Below are 19,176 nucleotides of genomic sequence, written 5' to 3'. Positions count from 1 at the left end.
CCCTCTTCCCCGAATGCGCGCCACCTACCACGAGCATCATAGGAGCATGCCCCCCGCCACCAGCATGGCAAGCATCGCGAGCTCGGCCCATTGCAGAAACCATCCGGCCAAATCCCCCGTCACCCCGCCGAAGCGGGACAGGGCAACATGGCGGTACCACGCGAGCGCCAAAAGCCCCGCCACCGCCATAAGGGCGCCGACGGCCTGAGCGCACGCGACCATCCCCGCAGCCGAAGCCGCAGCGAAAGCGCAAAGCGGCACGACGATCGCCGCGCGCTTCTTCGCAGGCGAGAGCCCTGCGACCATGCCGTCCGCCCGCGCGGCAGGCCAGCATTCAACGGCGAGCCCCGAAAGCGCGCGGGAGAACACGAGCGAGCACAGAAGCGCGAGGAACGTCCCCGCCGTAAGCGGCAGCGCGGTGAACAGGGAAAACTGCAGAATAAGGTACACGACAACACCGATGACCCCGAAGGCGCCCGCCCGCGGGTCGTGCATGATCTCGAGCTTTCGTTCGCGCGGGGCCCAACTTGCAAGCGCATCGGAGGTGTCGCAGAGCCCGTCTAGGTGGATGCCTCCCGTCACCGCCACAGGCAGCGCCACGAACACAGCCGCGACGATGGTCGCGGGCACGCCGAGCAGGTTCCCCACGTGCCCCCACGCCGTCATGAGTAAGCCTTCCGCAAGGCCCACCAGGGGAAACGCGGCAAGAGCATGGGTTGACCCGAAATCGGTCCAAGCCGATTTCGGGACGGGGATGCGCGAGAACGTTCCGAACGCCGCGCCGATTGCCTCTGCTATCTTCACCTTGTAGGTCCTTCGCCTTTCATCCACACGGGAATCCCGCATACCACTTCGACTGCGCGGTCGGCCAGCGCCGCCACGCCCGCGTTCACGCGCGCGAGCGCGCGCCTCCATGCCTCGGTCCCCTCATCGTAGCGCATCCCATCGGCGAACACGTCGACGGTGACCACCACCGTATACGCAGCGGCCTGAGCGAGCCGTTCGATGCCTCCGAGCACCTCGCGCGCCGCAGCGTCGGGGTCACGTGGGGACAAGCCGCCTTCCGCGAAAAGCTCGTTTGCAACCAGGTTGCCCACGTCCTCCAAAAGAAGCGTGCAGCCGCGCGGAAGCCCGGGCACTGCGGCGCCCACGTCACGCGTGCGCTCGAGGGTGGAAAACCCCTTGCCCTCGCGCAGCGCCCGATGGCGCGCGATGCGGCGGGCGCCCTCTTCCCCGAAGGGCTCCATCGTTGCCAGGTACACGCGAGGGCCGTCGTGCCCGAGGCACAGGGACTCGGCGTAGGCGCTCTTGCCGCTAGCGGCGGCGCCGATGACGAGCGTCACCGTCATTTTCCGGCCTCGAAATGCTCGTAAGCAGCCATGCCAGTCGCCGTGAACGTCTTCCCATCCCGGTACACACGCAGCGCCGAATCCAGAAGGGGCAGATACGCCATGGCGCCCGCGCCCTCGCCCAAATGCATGCCTGCGTCGAGGGGTGCCTTTATGCCGAGCTCGCGAAGGAGCTCCCGGCTTGCGGGTTCGCTTGATGCGTGGGTGCCCACGAGGTAACCCAAGGCGTTGGGGCACAGGCGCGCCGCGCACAGGGCCGCCGTGCAGGATATGACCCCGTCGAGGAGCGCCGGCGCCTTCGAGGCCGCGGCCCCCAGGTAGAAGCCGCACATCGCCGCGATGTCGAAGCCGCCCACCTTCGAGAGCACATCGATCGGGTCGGCGGGATCGGGCGAGTTCGCATCGATAGCGCGCTCGACCACGTCGCGCTTGCGCGCGAACGAGGCGTCCGAGAGCCCCGCGCCGCGCCCGACGAGGCTCCGCGCGTCCGCCCGGAGGAGCACTGCGGCCACCGCCGCCGAGGTGGTCGTGTTGCCAATGCCCATCTCGCCCGCGGCGAGAAGGCGCACGCCGGCGCGGACAAGTCCGCACGCGACGGCGATTCCGACCTCGATCGCGCGCACGGCCCCATCGCGAGACATAGCGGAGCCGTGCGCGATATTGTCGCTCCCCCGCCGCACGTTCGCGCGCACCATGCGCGCGTCTTCTATGCCCCGGGCCATACCCACGTCGACGGGCACGACCTCGGCACCCGCGAACGCCGCCATGCGGCAGGCGCTCGTGGCCCCCTCGCACATGTTGCGCGCGACAGCTCGCGTCACGTCTTGTCCGCTTTGCGACACGCCTTCGGCAACGACCCCGTTATCGGAGAAGAATACCGCAAGCGCACGGGGAAACTCGGCCACCTCGGCGCTCCCCTGAGCCGCGGCGATACACGCGACGGCGTCTTCAAAGTCGCCCAATCCCCCCAAAGGGTGCGCGATGGAGTCCCACGCGGCGTACGCGGCGGCGCGGGCGCACTCGTCTGCAGGCGCGATCCGGGAGAGCGCGGCTTCGAGCACGGCGCCCGGCGCCGACGAGAACGCGCGCTCGACTTCCTCACGGATGCAGGCAAGCGCGGTTTCGGTTGCTTCAGCCATGCCGTCTCCTCTCTGCGAACGACGCTGCGGCAGATGCAAACGCGCGCGCAACGTCGGGGTTCGCAGGATAGTACACATGCGGGAAGCCCGCAACCAAGGACGGGGTGGTCGTCATGCACGGCCAGCCCTTGTCGCGCCGGGGCTTCTGAGCCCAGAAGTCGCCGCCCGGGCAGGTGGACTGCCAGTAGTGGAACTCGTGCGCGCGGATGCGTGTGCCGCGCGGCCCGTAGAGCCCGTCGCGTTGAGAAGTGAGCTCCACGTACCCGAAATGGGACAGCCTTCCCCCGTTCTCGCTTGCGCCCTCAAGGGCGCCCGCAACAGGCCAGCGCCGCCCCTCGCTATCGGAGATTTCGCGCTGCAGGTACAGAAACCCACCGCATTCGGCGACCGTCGACATGCCGGATTCAACCGCGCGCCGCACCGCCTCGCGCATCGGCGCGTTCTCGGAGAGCTGCCGCGCATGGAGCTCCGGGTAGCCGCCTCCCAGATAGAGGGCGCTTGTCCCCCGGGGCAACTCGCTATCACACAGGGGGCTGAAAAAGGCCAACTCGCAACCCAGGTCCTCGAGCGCGCGCAGGTTCTCCTCGTAGTAGAACGAGAACGCCTCGTCACGCGCGACGGCGACGATGGGCCGCGCTCCCGCGATCGGCTCCAACCGGTAAGGATCCTCGCGGATATCGGGTGCCGTCGCCGCTATTTCGAGCAAGCGGTCGACATCGACGCTCTTTTCCACCAGCTCGGCCATCTTGTCGATGCGCGCGGAGAGCTGCTCGACCTCGTCGGCGGTCACAAGCCCCAGATGCCGGCTTTCGAGCGAGAACACCTCGTCGGCGGGGATATTCCCCAGAACCGCGACGCCCGTGTGCTTCTCGATCGCAGGCTTCGCGTAGGCGCAGGCAGCGGCGCTCGTCTTGTTGAGCACGACGCCGCGCACGTTCGCACAAGGCAGGAACTCGGCGATGCCGCGAATTACGGCGGCGAGCGATAAAGACGCCCCGCGCCCGTTCACCACTAAAACGACCGGCGTTTCCGTGTCGCGCGCAACCTGGTAGCTGCTCGCGTCGGCCACGCCGGGCGCCATGCCGTCATAGAAGCCCATGACCCCCTCGAGCACCGCGATATCCGCGCCCGCGGCGCCGCGTGCGAGCAGGGCGCGCAGCGTCGGGGCGTCGGTGAAGAAGCCGTCTAAGTTCCCCGAGCGCGCACCCACGACGCGGCGATGAAAGAGCGGATCAATGTAGTCGGGGCCGCATTTGAAGGCCGCGCATGCGAGGCCGCGGCGCGCGAGCGCGCGCAGGAGCGCGCACGTTACGACCGTCTTGCCGCTCCCGCTCGAGGGCGCAGCGACCATGAAGCGCGGGATGGACGTGCTCACCGGGCACCGCCTTCCCCACCTGCACCACGCGCGCTGACGAGGAACACGGGGTTTTGCGCCTTCATAAGATGATGCGAGCCTACAGCCTCGGCGCGGGCGGCCGACAACTGGCACGCCTCGAACCCCTTAAAGCGCGAACCCGAGAGGAGCGCGCACGCCTCAGTGAGTGTCTCAATGGTGACGCATGGCACACACAGGCGAACATGCGAATTCTTCTCGAGCGCCGCCTCCACGATGGAGGGAAGCTCGCCCGCGCTCCCGCCGACGAACACGGCGTCGGGGACGGGCAGTTTCGCGAGCGCTTCGGGAGCGACGCCGGGGACCGCATACACGTTGCCGCACCCGAATGCATCCGCGTTCTCTCGGATGAGCCGCACGCCGGCCGCGTTGCGCTCGACCGCCCATACCGACCCCGCTCGCGCGACGAGCGCCGCCTCGATCGACACGCTCCCCGTGCCGGCGCCGACGTCCCACACGGTGTCGGTCGCGGTAAGGCGCAGCTTCGCGAGCGCGACGGCTCGCACCTCCTGCTTGGTCATGGGAACGTCACCGCGGATGAAGAGCTCGTCGGGAATGCCCGAGGAAGCGTACGGCCAGCGGGAGCTCGCGGCGCGGGATGCGCCCGCAGAGTCCACCGCGGAAGAAGCCGCCGCGGGCGCAGACGCGCCGGCCGGCGCCTCGGAGGCTGCGCTAGAGCCCGCAGGCGACCCGGCGCCGCCTGCGAAATCGATAAGCATCACGTTCAAGTCGTCGAACGTCTGACCTGCGATTTCACTTGCGGTCGCACAGGTGATGCGCTCGTCGGGGTACGACAGGCGCTCGGCCACCGTCACGCGCGCGTCCCCGAAGCCCGCCTGCACAAGCTCGCCGGAAAGCCGCGAGGGGTCTTCCCCGCCCGACGTGACGAGGAAGAGCTCACCTGCGCGCTCGGCCTCGGCCACGATGTCGCACGCCACGCCGTGAGCGCTCGCAAAGCGCCAATCCTGCCATGGACGCGCGAGGCGCGCGGCGAGATACGACGCTGAGCTTATGCCGGGAATGACGCGCACGTCCACCTGCGCGTTGCCGGAGAGCGCCTCCACCAGGCGGCGCGCGCCGCTGAACAGCCCCACATCGCCCGTCATCACGACCACGGCGCGCTGCCACGACGCCGCATCGGTGAGCGCGGCGGCGATGTCCGCCGTCTTCACGAGCTCGCATCTCACCACGTCGGGCGGCACGTCGATGCCGGCAAGCGCGCGATGAGCGCCGATGACCACGTCGGCGATGTCGATCGCGTCGAGCGCCGCGCGCGAGAGCAAGTCGGGGTTTCCGGGCCCCGCCCCGATGATCGTTACCTTTCGCATGGAATCTCCCGATACCCGCGCGGCGTGACCATACGGCCGCCTACGAGCTTCGTGTCCGCGTTGCCGACGAACACGGTGGTGAACATGTCGGCGTCGATCTCCCCCAGCTCGGAGAGCCTGCACATGCCCGACTGCTGCCCCTCGCGCCCGATGTTGCGTACCCAGCCGCAGAGCGTGTCGGGGGCCTTCCATTCGAGCATAATCTTCGCCGCGCGTGAGAGCCTGTCGGCGCGCTTTCTGCTGCGCGGGTTGTACAAACAGATGCAGAAGTCGGCGCTCGCCACGGCGGCGAGCCTGCGCTCGATGACCTCCCATGGCGTGAGCAGGTCGGAGAGCGACACGACCGCGAAGTCGTGGGCAAGCGGGGCGCCGAGCACCGCCGACCCGCTCTGAGCCGCGGTGGCCCCGGCGATAACTTCCACGTCTACATCGGGGTAGTCCTCCGCAAGCTCCAGCACAGGGCTCGCCATGCCGTACACGCCCGCGTCACCGCTGCACACGAGCGCCACGGCTTCTCCGCTCTGCGCGCGCGAAAGCGCCAGGCGGCACCGTTCGACCTCGTGCATCATCGGCGTCGCGAGATGCGCCGCGTCGGGCACGGCGGCGAGCGCGAGCTCCACGTATTTCGTGTACCCCACAACGATGTCGGCCGCCTCCAGCGCGCGCCGAGCCGCAATCGTCATGCCGTCGGGGCCGCCCGGGCCGATCCCCACCACGAAGAGCTTTCCCATCACCGCTCCTTAAACGAAAGTTCGATAGTTACCCTGGAAAACGCGACGGTCACGCCGCCGTGAGCAAGCTTCGGGAAGATCAGTTTACCCCCGTCCGCGAGCGCCGCGCGCTCGCACACGTTGTCGACCCCCACCGTCGCGCGCACGAAATCAGATGGCGAAACGCTGCCTTCGACCTGCGACAACTCCTCTGCGGAATACGTCGTAAGCGGGATATTGCGCGCGCGGCAGAAGGCGAGCAGACCCTCCTCGTGCGCCTTCACGTCGATCGTCGCCGCCTCGCGCACGGCCGAAGGCGAGATGCCCGCCTGCCCGCACGCGAGAAGAAACGCCTCCCCGATCGCTTCGGCGCACGCACCGCGACGGCACCCTATGCCCGCAACGATGCAGGGCACGAAAAGGCGAAGCGGCTCGGGCGCAGGCGCCTGCGCCCGCACGCCCGCCGGCTTCCCCGTCTCACCGGCGGGCACGACCTCGCCCGTTGTCTCCGCCGCGCGAACGAACGCACCTGCATTCGCGCCAGCGAACGGTGACACGACGATATCGGCCCGAGCGCGGTCGGACGCAATGTCAACCCCCTCAGGCGGCTGTCCCGAAATCGGCATGTCGGAATAGAGCGCCACGCGCCCGCCCGAAAGCAGCCTCGCCGACACTCGCTTGATAGCCTCGGGATTCGAAACGGCGAGCCCCTCACAGCGCGCCCACGTATCCACCGCCCACACGCCGCGGACGTCGGTCGCCGTTGTGATGACGGGGATGGCCCCTGCCGCGCGTGCCACAGTTTGCGCAAGCTCGATCGCACCGCCCAAATGCCCCGACAAAAGCGGGACGGCAAAGCGCCCCGCCTCGTCGATCACCACAACCGCAGGATCTTTTGCCTTCGAAGCGACATGCGGCGCGATCGCCCGCACGGCGATGCCCGCCGCGCCGACGAACAGAAGCGCGTCCGACGCTTCCCACGCGAGCGCCGTCCATGCGCGCAGGTCGGCCTTCCCCTCGCCGAACCCGCGCGAAACGGAAACGTTCCAGCCAGGGTCATCTTCACCTGTCTGCGCGCAATCGGAAAGCGCGCGTGCGGTGCGCTCCGCCAACGCATACCCCCTCTCAGTGAACGCTATGCAGGAAATCCTCATCTAGCGCACTACCATCGTCGAGAAGTAGCTGCCCCGATCGGGCACATCGTCGAGCGAGCGGTACACGCGCTCGCCCGGAAGACCACAGTCCTCTACGAGCTCGGCACCGTCGAAGGCGCCCTCCTCGCGAAGGATGCGCTTCGTGTCCGCAAGCGAGCGGCGCGCCTTCATGACCACCTTCGTCCCCGACCAGCCGATCACGCGGCGCACCCCGTACAGAACGCCTTTACTCATACGTCGCCCCCAATTCCCCGATAACTGCATCGGCGCCCGACGTGCGGAAAAGCTCGCGGCGCTCGGCGTCGAACACGACCGCGGCGATGTCGCATGCGCCCGCCGCGCGGCGGCGCAACCTGTCCTCGATTGCCGCAGCGAGCGAGGCGCGCGCAGCGTCCCCCACGCCGGCGGCCTCGATTACCTCGAGCGCCGCCGTGGTCGTGACCGACGACAGGATCTCACGCACGGTCTTCGCGCCCGCGCCGGCCAAGGCCGCGTGGGCGGCCAGAATCTCCGCGCGGCAGTCGGCGGTACGCGAATGGGTGTCCATGATGCCGCCCGCGACCTTCACCAACTTGCCGATGTGTCCCACAAGAAGGACATTGGTGAATCCCTCGCGAACGCAGCAATCAATCGCATCGCCCACAAAGTTGGAGATAAAGACCACCGGCGCACCGTTTAGGTGGAAATGCCCCGAGATGAACTGCGCGCCGTAGTTGCCGGGCGTGAGCACGACTCCGCGCCGCCCCATAGCCGCATGCTGCCGAATCTCGAGCACGATGCTGTCGCGCAAGGCAGCGAGGCTGCGCGGCTCGACGATGCCCGTCGTGCCCAGGATGGAGATGCCGTCCTCTATCCCCAGGTGCGGGTTGAAGGTCTTTTCGGCAAGGGCAACGCCCTCGGGTACAGAAATCGTCACAGCAATATTTCCAGAAAAGCCGTGCGCGGCGCACACCTCGCGAACCGCCGAAGTGATCATCGCGCGCGGCGTCGCGTTGATGGCGGCCGCCCCCACCGGCTGCTCGAGCCCGGGCAACGTCACGCGCCCCACGCCCACGCCGCCATCGACGGAAACTTCCGATTCGCGCGCGGGCACGCCCTTGCTGCCCGCAGCACCCGTGCCCGACCCCGCATGTTCCACGCGCGCGTACACGAGCACGCCGTCGGTCACATCGGCATCGTCGCCTGCGTCCTTTCGCACGGCGCACTGGGCGCACCCCTCGCCGATGCATGCGTCGACCACGTTCGCTTCGACGGGCAGCCCGCCGGGGGTGACGATCGACACGAGGCCGACGGGCTTTCGTGACAAGAGCATCTCGCAGGCCGCCTTCGCCGCGAGCGCGGCGCAGCTCCCCGTGGTGTAGCCGCAGCGCAGGCGGGTCGTCCCGGTATATATGTAGTGCTCGAAGGCCACGCTAGCTGCTCGCCTTCCGATACCCCGTGGCAAAAGAAGGGTCGTAAAGCTTGCTGCGCTCGTACGACTCCGCTTGCGCGCCGTTGTGCGCAAGCCCGCCGCGAGCTCCGAGCACGCGGCCCACCACCACGAGCGCCGTGCGGTCGATGCCCTCTCGCGCGCCCGCATCGGCGAGCGTGCCCACTGTGCATCGCACCACGCGCTCCTCAGGCCAGGTCGCCTTGTACACGAGCGCCGCCGGCTCGTCGGAACTGCGGCCCGCGGCCAAAAGCTCGGCGGAAAGCTCGGCGAGCATACCCGAGCTCAGGAAGATGACCATGGTCGAGCCGCTTTCCGCCATGGTGCGCATGCCCTCGCCCGCGGGCATGGGGGTACGTCCGGAAAGCCGCGTGATCACGACCGACTGGCTGATTCCCGGCAGCGTGTATTCCTGGCGAAGCGCCGCCGCGGCACCGCAAAAGCTCGACACGCCGGGCACCACCTCGTAGTCCACGCCGCGCGCGTCGAGCGCGTCCATCTGCTCCTGGATGGCGCCGTACAGGCACGGGTCGCCCGTGTGCAGGCGCACCACTTCCTCGCCCCGCGCATCTGCAGCGCACATCACGTCGAGCACTTCCTCCAAGGTCATGTGCGCGCTGTCGTAGACGATGCAGGATTCCTTGCACTCAGCGAGCAACTCGGGGTTCACAAGGCTTCCCGCCCAAACGACCACGTCGGCCGCGCGCAGAAGGCGCGCCCCGCGCAGCGTGATAAGGTCGGCGGCGCCCGAGCCTGCGCCAACGATATGAATCATCCGAGCCTTCCCTTCCCGTTTCTCATCGAAACCGTTTACGCCGCCATTCGCGCAGCGGGCAAAACACGGCGCCTGCGGCGGCAATCGGCGCAAATACGCAGGCAGAAGGCGCAATGCCGCCCGCCCTGGCTTTGACACGTTCACAAGTGCCCACTATCATAGTAAAAGATTCGGCAACGAGCATATGACAATCGGATAAAAGGAAATGACCGGCGCGGCGCCCGCACAGCCCGCGCTGGCTTGCGGAGGGAACCAGGTGGGAATCCTGGGCAAGGGACATTACTGTATAGGACGCGCGGGCGAACCGCCTCGCGCCCCAAGCCAGACTGCTTCGCCTTTTCCTCACGGCATCGCCGTGGCGTTAGCTCCTTGTGAACCCCGAGGGGTGCGCTTTTCTTTCGCTTGTGCCGACAAGCAACTGTCGCCGGGGGACCGGCAAACCGAGGAAAGGAAAAACCATGTCCGACCAGATGTCACGCCGCGGCTTCATGGGCGCCGCAGCAACCGGAGCCGTCGCGCTCGCCGGAGTCGCGCTCGCGGGCTGCTCCAACACCTCCGCGAGTTCCGAGAAATCGAGTGAAAAGGAGAAGGCCGTGAAGCCGGTCATCCTCGTCACGAGCTTCGGCACGAGCTACAACGACTCGCGCCACATCACCATCGGCGCCATCGAAGACGCTATCCGCGAGAAGTACTGGCAGGACTACGACATCCGCCGCGCCTTCACCGCGCAGATCATCATCGACAAGCTGAAGAAGCGCGACGGCATCACGATCGACAACATGACCGAGGCACTCGACCGCTGCGTGGAAGACGGCGTGAAGGAAATCGTCGTGCAGCCGACGCATCTCATGGGTGGCCTGGAATACACCGACGTGAAAGACGAGCTCGACAAGTACGCCGACAAGTTCGACAAGATCTCGCTCGGCGACCCGCTGCTCACCTCCGACGACGACTACAAGAAGGTGGCCGCAGCCATTAAGGAGAACATGGCGTCCTTCGACGACGGCAAGACGGCGCTGTGCCTCATGGGTCACGGCACCGAAGCCGATTCCAACGCCGACTATGCCAAGATGCAGGAAGTGTTCAAGAACGAGGGCTTGACGCAGTTCTTCGTCGGCACCGTCGAGGCTGAACCGACCTGCGAGGATGTTATCGCCGCCGCGAGCGCCGCAGGCTACAAGAAGGCCGTGCTCGCGCCGTTCATGGTGGTCGCGGGCGACCACGCGAACAACGACATGGCAGACGAGACCGACCCCGACAGCTGGGCTGCGAAGTTCGTGGCCGCCGGCTTCGAAGTGACGTGCCTGCTCCAGGGTCTGGGACAGAACGTCGCGGTCGACGACATCTACGTCTCGCACGTGGACGACGCCATCGCCAAGCTGTAAACTCGCCGCGCACGGGGGCGCCGGTCGCGTCCCCGTGCAACGGGCATGCGCCTTCCCCGACTGACGGTGCATGCCCGTTGCATTCGCATCCCGCCCGCCCACCGCACGGCGCGGGCGGTCGAAGCGATTGAAAGGAACCCCTCCATGTTGAAGAAAACCCTCGCCTTCGCCCTGTCGGCGGCGCTTTTCGCGTTCTCGCTCGCCGGCTGCGGCGGAAATTCAATCGACAGCGCAAAGGCAAGCGATGCCGATTCCCAGGAAAAGACCGAACAGGCGGCCGATGCGCCCGAGGGCGCAAGCGCTGCCCCCATCACCGCCGACAAGGTGGCCGACGGCACCTATCCGATCACCGTAGATTCCAGCTCGAACATGTTCAGGATTGTGGACGCCCAGCTCATCGTGGAAAACGGCTCCATGCACTGCGTGATGACACTTTCCGGCACGGGCTACGGCAAGCTCTTCATGGGCACGGGTGACGAGGCTGCCGCCGCGAGCGAGGCCGACTTCATCCCCTATGTGGAAAACGCGGAAGGCAAGTACACCTACGACGTGCCCGTTGAAGCGCTCGACGAGGACACCGCCTGCGCCGCGTGGAGCATTAAAAGGGAGCGGTGGTACGACCGCACGCTCGTATTCGAATCCGCCGGCGTCGATCTGCGCGCCGACGCACTGAAGTAACGCCATGCGGTCGATTCTTCCCAAGGGGGAAAGCAGGAAGCGTCGCAGCATCGCGGTGCGCGCGATCGCCTGCGTTCTCGTCGCCCTGCTCGCGCTTCCCTTCGCGGGGTGCAGTGCGAGCCTGAACGCGACCGGTGGCACGGCAGGCTCTCAGGAATACACTGTGAGCGTCTCGCTCTCCGGCGGGTCAGGGCGCGCAAGCATCGCCTCACCCACCACAATTGTGAAGGATGGCGACACCTACACCGCGACCATCACCTGGTCGAGTTCGAACTACGACAAAATGACCGTCGACGGCGTGGACTACGCGCCCGTAAACGACGGCGGCAACTCCACGTTCGAGATACCCGTCACGCTCGACGAGGACATCGCCGTGTCGGCCGAGACCGTCGCCATGTCAACGCCGCACACCATCGACTACACGCTCCACTTCGATTCATCCACCATGAAGGAGAAATCGGGCGACGAAGCAAGCGGCGGCTCCCCTGCGGGAACGGCTTCAAACGCCGCGGCCGACTTCCACAACGCCGATTTGGGCTGCGGCTGGAAGCCGACGGGGACGCTTCAGCTTGAATACGCCGAGCACTTCACTGTCGACGAGTACGAAGGCGGCCTGCGGCTTATCTGCATTTCGAACGGGGAGCGCTTCCTCGTGGTGCCGCAAAATGCAAAGGTACCTGATGGGTTGAGCTCCGACATCGCGGTCATAAGGCGCCCCGCCGACAAGGTGTACCTCGTGTCGTCGGCGACGATGTGCCTGGTCGACGCGCTCGATGCGAACGACAATATCATTATGTCGGGCACGAAGGCCGACGATTGCTCGGTCGCGGGCTTCAAAAGCGCGCTCGAAAGTGGGGCGATCGCCTACGGCGGCAAGTACAGCGCGCCCGACTACGAGCGAATATCGGCCTCGGGCTGCACGCTCGCCATCGAGAACACTATGATCAACCACACGCCCGATGTGAAGGAAAAGCTGCAGAAGCTCGGACTCGTCGTGCTCACCGAACAGTCGTCGAGCGAGCCCGAAGCACTCGGGCGCGTCGAGTGGATTAAGCTTTTCGGCGTCCTATTCGACAAGGAAGACGAGGCCGCGCACCTGTTCAACGAGCAGAAGGCCCGCGTCGAGCAAACGTCGAGGCTTGCGTCGTCAGGTAAAACCGTGGCGTATTTCTACATTAACTCGAACGGGGCCGCCGTCACGCGGCGGGCGGGCGACTACGTGGCGCAGATGATCGAGCTTGCAGGCGGCAACTACGCGCTCGATGACGCGCAGACGGCGTCGACGTCAGGTTCGTCAGTAACGCTCGAAATGGAGCGCTTCTACGCGACGGCGAAGGATGCCGACATCATCGTCTACAACGGCACCATCGACGAATCGGTTGCCACCTTGAACGACTTCGTAGGCAAAAACGCGCTATTGTCGCAGTTCAAAGCCGTGAAGAACGGCAACGTCTGGGTCACAAGCGCCGACATGTACCAGCAGATGACTTCTACCGCCGACATTATCGACGAGCTGCACGGGGCGTTCACCGGCGATGACGCGAGCGACTTCCATTATCTGAGGAAGCTCGGCTAGCACCATGAGAAGCCGACTTTCCATGACATACGACGAATCGGGGCGCGCCGCGCGGTGTCGCGTCGTGACGGCGCTGCTCGCCGTTGCCCTCATCGTGCTCGTCGGGGCCAACCTGTGCATCGGGAGCGTGCTCGTGCCCGCAGACCACATCCCCGGCATCCTTTCGGGCGGCGCGGCCAATTCCATGGAAAGCCAAGTCATCTGGGAGATTCGCGTGCCGCGTGTGCTTTCAGCCGTGCTTCTCGGCGGGGCGCTTTCCCTCTCCGGGTTCCTGCTGCAGACGTTTTTCAACAACCCCATCGCCGACCCGTTCATCTTGGGCGTCTCCTCGGGCGCAAAGTTCGTCGTCGCGCTTACGATGATCGTACTTCTGGGCGCGAACCAGGCCATGTCCTCGCCGGCCATGGTGGTCGCAGCGTTTCTGGGCTCGCTTATCACCATCGGCTTCGTGCTCCTCATCGCACGGCGCATAAGTTCCATGGCCATGCTCATCGTGGCGGGCGTCATGGTGGGATACATCTGCTCGGCGGCGACGAACTTCCTCATCGCCTTCGCCGACGACCAGTCCATCGTGAACCTGCACAACTGGTCTTTGGGTAGCTTCTCGGGTTCGAGCTGGGACGACGTCGCGGTCATCGCGGTCGTGGTGATCACCGTGAGCGCATGCGTATTCGCGATATCGAAGCCCCTTTCCGCCTTCCAGCTGGGAGAAGCCTACGCGAAAAGCGTCGGCGTGAACGTCGCACGCTTCCGCGTGGTGCTCGTCCTTCTAGCGAGCATGCTCTCCGCCTGCGTGACCGCGTTCGCTGGTCCGGTGTCGTTCGTAGGCATCGCGGTTCCGCATCTCGTTAAGTCGGCGCTGAAGTCGTCGAAGCCCATCCGAGTGATTCCTGCGTGCTTCTTGGGAGGCGCCATCTTCTGCGCGGGCTGCGATTTGATCGCGCGCACGCTGTTTTCCCCCGTCGAGCTTTCCATCAGCGCCGTCACCGCCATCTTCGGCGCGCCGGTGGTTATCGCACTCATGTTGAAGAAGCGGGTGAGGTAGATGGGGAAATTCGTGCCGCAGCCCAAAACGCTCGGAGGGGACATTCCATGCTTAGACAATCCTGAGCTCGCACGAAAGCGCCAGAATGCATTTTCGGCTCGTGCGGAACTGCGCACGGGACGCCTCCTCCGAGCGGAGTCGAACCTCGAAACCCCGGTCGCAACGCAGGCTGACGGAGCGCCGCTTTTCCGCATAAGCGACCTGTCGGCGGGCTACGACAAGAAGGTCGTAGTCGAAGGCGTCGATCTGGAGGTTCGCGCGGGCGACGTCGTGGCACTCATCGGGCCGAACGGCTCGGGCAAGTCGACCATCTTGAAAACCATCACACGCCATCTGGCACCGCTTGCCGGCGCGGTCGAGCTCGACGGGCGGGAGATTTCCCGATGGAAGACGGCGGAGTTCGCAAGGAACCTTGCCGTTATGCTGACAGATCGCCCCCGGACCGAGCTCCTCACCTGCCGCGATATCGTAGAGGCGGGAAGGCATCCCTACACCGGGCGAATGGGCACACTCTCGCCCGACGACCATAGTCGGGTCGACGAGGCCATGAAAACCGCACATGTGGAAGAGCTCGCCGAGCGCGACTTCATGCAGATAAGCGACGGGCAACGCCAGCGCGTCATGCTCGCACGCGCCATCGCGCAGGATCCGCGTGTGCTCGTGCTCGACGAGCCCACATCGTATCTCGATATCCGCTACCAGATCGACCTGCTGCGAATACTTCGCCACCTTGCGAAATCGCGGAATGTGGCTGTCATCATGTCCATCCACGAACTCGAGCTCGCGCAGAAAAGCGCCGACAAAGTGATTTGCGTGAAGGACGGCCGGGTCTTCCGCGCCGGCGCACCCGAGGACATATTCACGCGCGAGACGATTGGCGAGCTCTACGGCCTTCAACATGGCACCTTCAACGAGCGCTTCGGCAGCGTGGAAATTGGGCGCCCACACGGCGATGCGCACACGTTCGTCATCGCCGGCGCAGGTACGGGGTCGGCTGTGTTTCGCCAGCTCATCCGGCAGGGCAAGGCGTTCTACGCGGGCGTTCTGCACGAAGGGGACATCGACTGCGAGCTCGCGCGCGACCTGGCGACGGAATGCGTGGCCGAGCGCGCCTTCGAGCCGATCGGGGATAAAACCATAGCCCGCGCCAAAGAGCTCCTCGTCCACTGCGCGCGCCTTATCGTGTGCCCCGCCGCCTTCGGCACCATAAACGCCCGCAACGCAGAGCTCGTCGAGTTCGCACGCTCACATGGCATCGAGGTCATGCGAGCGTGCGAAGGCGCATCGGAGGATTCCAATGGATACGCCTAGGCGCGGTCCAAGAAATCGTCCGCATCCCCATCTGACACTATTTCACCGCAACTTAGAAGGTGCCGGCGTATAACGCTTCACCCCAAATTAAATTGATTCGTTGAATAGACACATTACAAATCTTTAGACTTCGTTTAATCCACAAGTGGGTATTATCACACATTAAGCACACGTGAAAGGATATACCCATGTCGCTTACACAGTCAGCAGAGCGTGCAGCGCTCAACAAGCTCATCGATTATCTCGACGACAACCCGCAAGAAAACATCGACAAAATCATGGACCTCGTGAACAAGCTGGTCCCCAATCGCGTATTTCCTGTACAGCGAGAGGCATTCACCAATGTCATCAAGAGCCGCGGCAATTGGTATGACCTGATCATGCGTGTGTTCAGCCTTAATCCCCAGATGCGAACCAAGCTGCTTAAGACCCTCATTGTCGACGCTAACCTGCTTGCTTGGCCAGAGCAGGAAAAGAACCGCGAAAAGTACCAGTGCAACGTTCCGTGGGCCATCCTGCTCGATCCCACGAGCGCCTGCAACCTGCATTGCACGGGCTGCTGGGCCGCCGAGTACGGCTACAAGCAGAATCTCTCGTTCGAAGACATCGACTCTATCGTTACACAGGGCAAAGAGCTCGGTACGCATATCTACATCTATACCGGCGGCGAGCCGCTCGTCCGCAAGCACGACCTGATCAGAATTTGCGAAAAACATCAGGACTGCGTGTTTCTCTGCTTTACCAACTCCACGCTGATCGACGAGGCCTTCTGCGACGATATGATTCGCGTAGGTAATTTTGTCCCCGCCATCAGCGCCGAGGGCAATGAGCACACCACCGACGCCCGTCGCGGCGAGGGTACCTACGCAAAGATCGAGCACGCCATGAAACTCCTGCGCGAGCGCGACTTGCCGTTTGGTATCTCCACCTGTTGGACCAGCGCCAATGCCGATACGGTTGCTACCGAGGAGAACATGGACTGGATGATCGGCGAGGGAGCACTCTTCTGCTGGTACTTCCACTTTATGCCGGTTGGCCGCAATGCAACCCCCGAGCTCATGCCCACGCCCAAGCAGCGCGAGCACATGTATCACTTTATCCGCGAAATGCGTGAGAAGAAGCCGCTGTTTACGCTCGACTTCCAAAACGACGGCGAGTTTGTAGGCGGATGTATCGCCGGCGGCCGCCGCTACCTGCACATCAACGCCGCCGGAGACGTGGAGCCGTGCGTGTTCATCCACTACTCAAACGCCAACATCCACGATGTGAGCTTACTCGACGCGCTGCGCTCTCCCCTCTTTATGAAGTACTACGAGAACATGCCGTTTAACGACAACTACCTCAAACCATGCCCCATGCTCGAGAATCCCGACGTGCTGCCAAAACTGGTCGCCGAGAGTGGCGCAATGAGCACCGACCTAATCGAGAAGGAGTCACCCGAGCAGCTGCGCGAAAAGACCCAGGCTGCCGCCGAGGCATGGTCACCTGTCGCCGACCGCATCTGGAACGACTTCGACGATCCGTTATACGCCAAGCGTCACGAGGACAAGTCGCAGGGCATGGCCGATAGCGACATGCACAAGTTCGAAAAACAGGGCCGCATACTCAAAAACGGCGATTAATGCTGCCCTACACGACAAACGCTCAGAAATGAAGCGGAGCAGTCTCGAGGCTCATCTTCGAGGCTGCTCCGCCTTACCATCAAAACAGTTTTACTAAGTTGCGGTGAAATAGGGACCGGAACGGCCTTCCAATAACCAAAACAATCCCTATTCCACCGCAACTTCTTTAAGTTGTTGAATTATCGATGCTATTCGAAGCGAGATTCCAGACTCGACAGACCGTTGAGAGTCAGGTCGTTGGCGACCTCAGAGACGCGCTCGATAGGAACCGAGCCGTCAGACAGTGCCCACGTGCGATAGATACCGATAATACCCGACAGCAAAAACGCCAGATAATAGTCGAACATCTCGTCCTTGAGACCTTGGGGCAGCAGATCGCGCTCGGCAATCTCATGTTCGAGCGGCGCACGAAGACGAGCCATGAAATCATCGAGCGGAATATTCTCGATCAGCTGACGATTGAGCACTAAGTTGTTGCACAGCGCCTCATTAACGGTTTTAAAGAAGGTCGCCGCCGCGCCAAGAGCGCGCTCGCTGGTGTCACCGTCCATAGAAGCAAGCGTTTTCTCGACCGAGTCGACAATCATCTCCACCACATCGACGGCAATGGCATCGAGCAGGCCGTCAACCGTACCAAAGTGAACGTAAAAGGTCTTGCGGTCGACATTGGCCTCGCGCGCGATGGCACTCACCGTAATGTCTGCCAGCGGCTTTTCCATGAGCAGGCGCTCGAAAGCCGAAAGGATGGCATTACGGCTGCGAATGATGCGACGATCAAGACGCGGTTTGCTGGTTGCCATGGGCGTGTCCCTTCGATATGCGAGCATTCATCAACAGATGAGAGATAATCTACGTAAGAGGATTATCCCCCATACAGCACAAATATGCCCCGCATCATGAAGAACGCACGACTGCCCTACTGCGACTTGGGATGCTTCTTCTTATTGAGTGCCGACGGAGATACGCGAATACCATCACCTGTCTGGCGCACATAGGCTTTATGAGCCGGCTTAGCGGTCCCAGAAGCCTTCTGAGCGCGCTTCTTGGGATCAACGGTAACAGCATTCGTGGGGTGCGGCATAGTGGGCGCAGAGGGCGTCTGAGGCGTGCGGCCGAGCTTGCGCATCACACGATCCCAGCGTGCATGGATGCTCTCGTTGTGGGCGCTCTTAAGTCCCAGCAGGGGCGCAGCCAAAATGGTCGGCGCAATAAACGTAATGAGGCGCCACAGCAGATAGCCGGCGGTCGAAGCCGACCCAAAGAAATGACCAAAGAACAATGCAAAGCCGCCCTCAGCGCCACCAGTTCCACCGGGCAAGGGAACCGCAGAGCTCAGCAGCTGGACAAAGGCGCTCGCGGCCATGACCGAGAAAAAGTCGACCTCGTGATGGCCAAAGGCAAGCATCAGGAAATACGGAACCAGATAGAAAAACGCGAGCTGCAGCATGGTGATAAACACGGTGAGCAGCATGGAAGAAAAATGTCCGGCCGAAAGCTTGAACTTCTCGGAGAAGGAGTAGATCTCGCCATCGACAAACGTGCGCCATCCCTCGATCTTAGTGGCCGAGACACCAATACGCTCGAGCCAATTGATGATGCAATGGGCGACGCGCGTGACGGTCTTAGGCATCAGCGCGACGGCGAAGATGCCCAGCAAGATGCAGCAGTGCCCACCAAAGCTAAAGACGCACAGCAACGTCATGTCGCCATAGCGCTCGGCAAAAAACGGCATGCGAGCAAGCAGTAGGATAGCGCCCCAGGCAACGAGACCAAACTGGTACACGATAAAGCGCGTGAACTGCGTGGCTCCGGCCTCGCCGACGTTTTGGCCCGCTTTAGTCAGGCGGTAGATCTGGGCGGGAGTCGAGCCCATCATCATGGGCGTGAGGTTGCCAAAGAAGATGCCACTCGCCTCGACCGAAATCAGGTCGCGGATACCGACGGGCGAATATGGGTCGAGCCAGACGGCGATCGCATAGGCCACAATGCCAAAGAACAGATACATGAACATGCAAAGACACGCAACAACGAGCCATGGCGCCTGGACGCTCGACATTGCGGCCCAGAACTGCCCCATCTGCCCGGTTACCACCAGATAGACGATATAACCCACCAGCACGACGCCGATGAAGATGGCGCCGCGGCGTGCGCTCTTATTGTCATCTCCGCCCGAGGCCTCAACCTCGACCTGGGGCTTAGACGTATGCTGAGAGGACTCCGTCATGAGACTCCTTCTAACAGTCAAAATATCTTGGATATTGTACCCGCAAGGACCATGGACA

General features: G+C 63.8%; 18 protein-coding genes. 6 read left to right on the top strand and 12 right to left on the bottom strand.

Features of this window, described 5'->3' with window-relative positions; genetic code table 11:
• Nucleotides 1–36 precede the first annotated feature (36 nt).
• From AAAV44_RS03755 to cobM, 10 genes are read right to left on the bottom strand one after another with little or no spacing between them, the layout of a single operon-like run.
• Nucleotides 37–804 (bottom strand): adenosylcobinamide-GDP ribazoletransferase, encoded by a 768-nt coding sequence (locus tag AAAV44_RS03755; protein ID WP_349114613.1) that lies wholly within the window; start codon nt 802–804, stop codon nt 37–39.
• Nucleotides 801–1,349 (bottom strand): bifunctional adenosylcobinamide kinase/adenosylcobinamide-phosphate guanylyltransferase, encoded by a 549-nt coding sequence (locus AAAV44_RS03750; protein ID WP_055250409.1) that lies wholly within the window; start codon nt 1,347–1,349, stop codon nt 801–803. Before AAAV44_RS03750 ends, AAAV44_RS03755 begins: the two co-directional genes overlap by 4 nt.
• The gene (cobT, locus tag AAAV44_RS03745) at nt 1,346–2,488 is read right to left on the bottom strand and encodes a nicotinate-nucleotide--dimethylbenzimidazole phosphoribosyltransferase (protein WP_349114612.1); all 1,143 of its coding nucleotides are present in this window, start codon (nt 2,486–2,488) and stop codon (nt 1,346–1,348) included. The genes AAAV44_RS03750 and cobT overlap by 4 nt, the downstream gene beginning before the upstream one ends.
• Nucleotides 2,481–3,863: a cobyrinate a,c-diamide synthase gene (locus tag AAAV44_RS03740; RefSeq protein ID WP_349114610.1), complete on the bottom strand. Its 1,383-nt coding sequence runs from the start codon at nt 3,861–3,863 to the stop codon at nt 2,481–2,483. Before AAAV44_RS03740 ends, cobT begins: the two co-directional genes overlap by 8 nt.
• Nucleotides 3,860–5,209: a precorrin-6y C5,15-methyltransferase (decarboxylating) subunit CbiE gene (gene cbiE, locus AAAV44_RS03735; RefSeq protein WP_349114608.1), complete on the bottom strand. Its 1,350-nt coding sequence runs from the start codon at nt 5,207–5,209 to the stop codon at nt 3,860–3,862. Before cbiE ends, AAAV44_RS03740 begins: the two co-directional genes overlap by 4 nt.
• The gene (cobJ, locus tag AAAV44_RS03730) at nt 5,197–5,940 is read right to left on the bottom strand and encodes a precorrin-3B C(17)-methyltransferase (protein ID WP_117769633.1); all 744 of its coding nucleotides are present in this window, start codon (nt 5,938–5,940) and stop codon (nt 5,197–5,199) included. Before cobJ ends, cbiE begins: the two co-directional genes overlap by 13 nt.
• Nucleotides 5,940–7,031 (bottom strand): cobalamin biosynthesis protein, encoded by a 1,092-nt coding sequence (locus tag AAAV44_RS03725; protein ID WP_349114607.1) that lies wholly within the window; start codon nt 7,029–7,031, stop codon nt 5,940–5,942. The genes cobJ and AAAV44_RS03725 overlap by 1 nt, the downstream gene beginning before the upstream one ends.
• 42 nt (nt 7,032–7,073) lie before the next feature.
• A complete protein-coding gene (locus AAAV44_RS03720; RefSeq protein WP_342996255.1) occupies nt 7,074–7,307 on the bottom strand; it encodes a hypothetical protein in 234 nt (77 codons plus the stop codon).
• Complete coding sequence (gene cbiD, locus AAAV44_RS03715; RefSeq protein ID WP_349114654.1) at nt 7,300–8,484, bottom strand: cobalt-precorrin-5B (C(1))-methyltransferase CbiD; 1,185 nt, start codon at nt 8,482–8,484, stop codon at nt 7,300–7,302. The genes AAAV44_RS03720 and cbiD overlap by 8 nt, the downstream gene beginning before the upstream one ends.
• A 1-nt stretch (nt 8,485) precedes the next feature.
• A complete protein-coding gene (cobM, locus tag AAAV44_RS03710) occupies nt 8,486–9,277 on the bottom strand; it encodes a precorrin-4 C(11)-methyltransferase (RefSeq protein WP_138112457.1) in 792 nt (263 codons plus the stop codon).
• Between the two features lie 458 nt (nt 9,278–9,735).
• On the opposite strand from cobM, the gene AAAV44_RS03705 reads away from it, so the two are divergent.
• The 6 genes from AAAV44_RS03705 to AAAV44_RS03680 all read left to right on the top strand — a co-directional run bounded on the left by AAAV44_RS03705 (nt 9,736) and on the right by AAAV44_RS03680 (nt 16,894).
• Nucleotides 9,736–10,662 carry a sirohydrochlorin cobaltochelatase gene (locus tag AAAV44_RS03705; protein ID WP_022094564.1) on the top strand — a complete coding sequence of 309 codons (927 nt, stop codon included), beginning with the start codon at nt 9,736–9,738 and terminating at the stop codon, nt 10,660–10,662.
• A gap of 144 nt (nt 10,663–10,806) precedes the next feature.
• Nucleotides 10,807–11,340, top strand: a complete 534-nt coding sequence (locus AAAV44_RS03700; RefSeq protein WP_022094565.1) for a hypothetical protein — start codon at nt 10,807–10,809, stop codon at nt 11,338–11,340.
• A gap of 4 nt (nt 11,341–11,344) precedes the next feature.
• Nucleotides 11,345–12,916, top strand: a complete 1,572-nt coding sequence (locus AAAV44_RS03695) for an ABC transporter substrate-binding protein (protein ID WP_349114605.1) — start codon at nt 11,345–11,347, stop codon at nt 12,914–12,916.
• 22 nt (nt 12,917–12,938) lie between these two features.
• A complete protein-coding gene (locus tag AAAV44_RS03690; protein WP_349114604.1) occupies nt 12,939–13,961 on the top strand; it encodes an iron ABC transporter permease in 1,023 nt (340 codons plus the stop codon).
• Nucleotides 13,962–15,272: an ABC transporter ATP-binding protein gene (locus tag AAAV44_RS03685; protein ID WP_349114603.1), complete on the top strand. Its 1,311-nt coding sequence runs from the start codon at nt 13,962–13,964 to the stop codon at nt 15,270–15,272.
• Nucleotides 15,273–15,460: 188 nt separating this feature from the next.
• Complete coding sequence (locus tag AAAV44_RS03680) at nt 15,461–16,894, top strand: radical SAM protein (RefSeq protein ID WP_117837195.1); 1,434 nt, start codon at nt 15,461–15,463, stop codon at nt 16,892–16,894.
• A gap of 188 nt (nt 16,895–17,082) precedes the next feature.
• On the opposite strand, the gene AAAV44_RS03675 is transcribed toward AAAV44_RS03680, so the two are convergent.
• Both AAAV44_RS03675 and AAAV44_RS03670 read right to left on the bottom strand, forming a co-directional pair.
• On the bottom strand, nt 17,083–17,694 hold the full coding sequence (locus AAAV44_RS03675; RefSeq protein WP_158558596.1) for a TetR/AcrR family transcriptional regulator: 612 nt from the start codon (nt 17,692–17,694) through the stop codon (nt 17,083–17,085).
• Nucleotides 17,695–17,810: 116 nt separating this feature from the next.
• The gene (locus AAAV44_RS03670) at nt 17,811–19,118 is read right to left on the bottom strand and encodes a lysylphosphatidylglycerol synthase transmembrane domain-containing protein (protein WP_349114602.1); all 1,308 of its coding nucleotides are present in this window, start codon (nt 19,116–19,118) and stop codon (nt 17,811–17,813) included.
• Nucleotides 19,119–19,176 lie beyond the last annotated feature (58 nt).

It is taken from the genome of Collinsella sp. CLA-AP-H1 (assembly GCF_040092945.1).
Lineage (GTDB): Bacteria > Actinomycetota > Coriobacteriia > Coriobacteriales > Coriobacteriaceae > Collinsella.
This window is presented reverse-complemented; position numbering and strand designations above follow the sequence as displayed.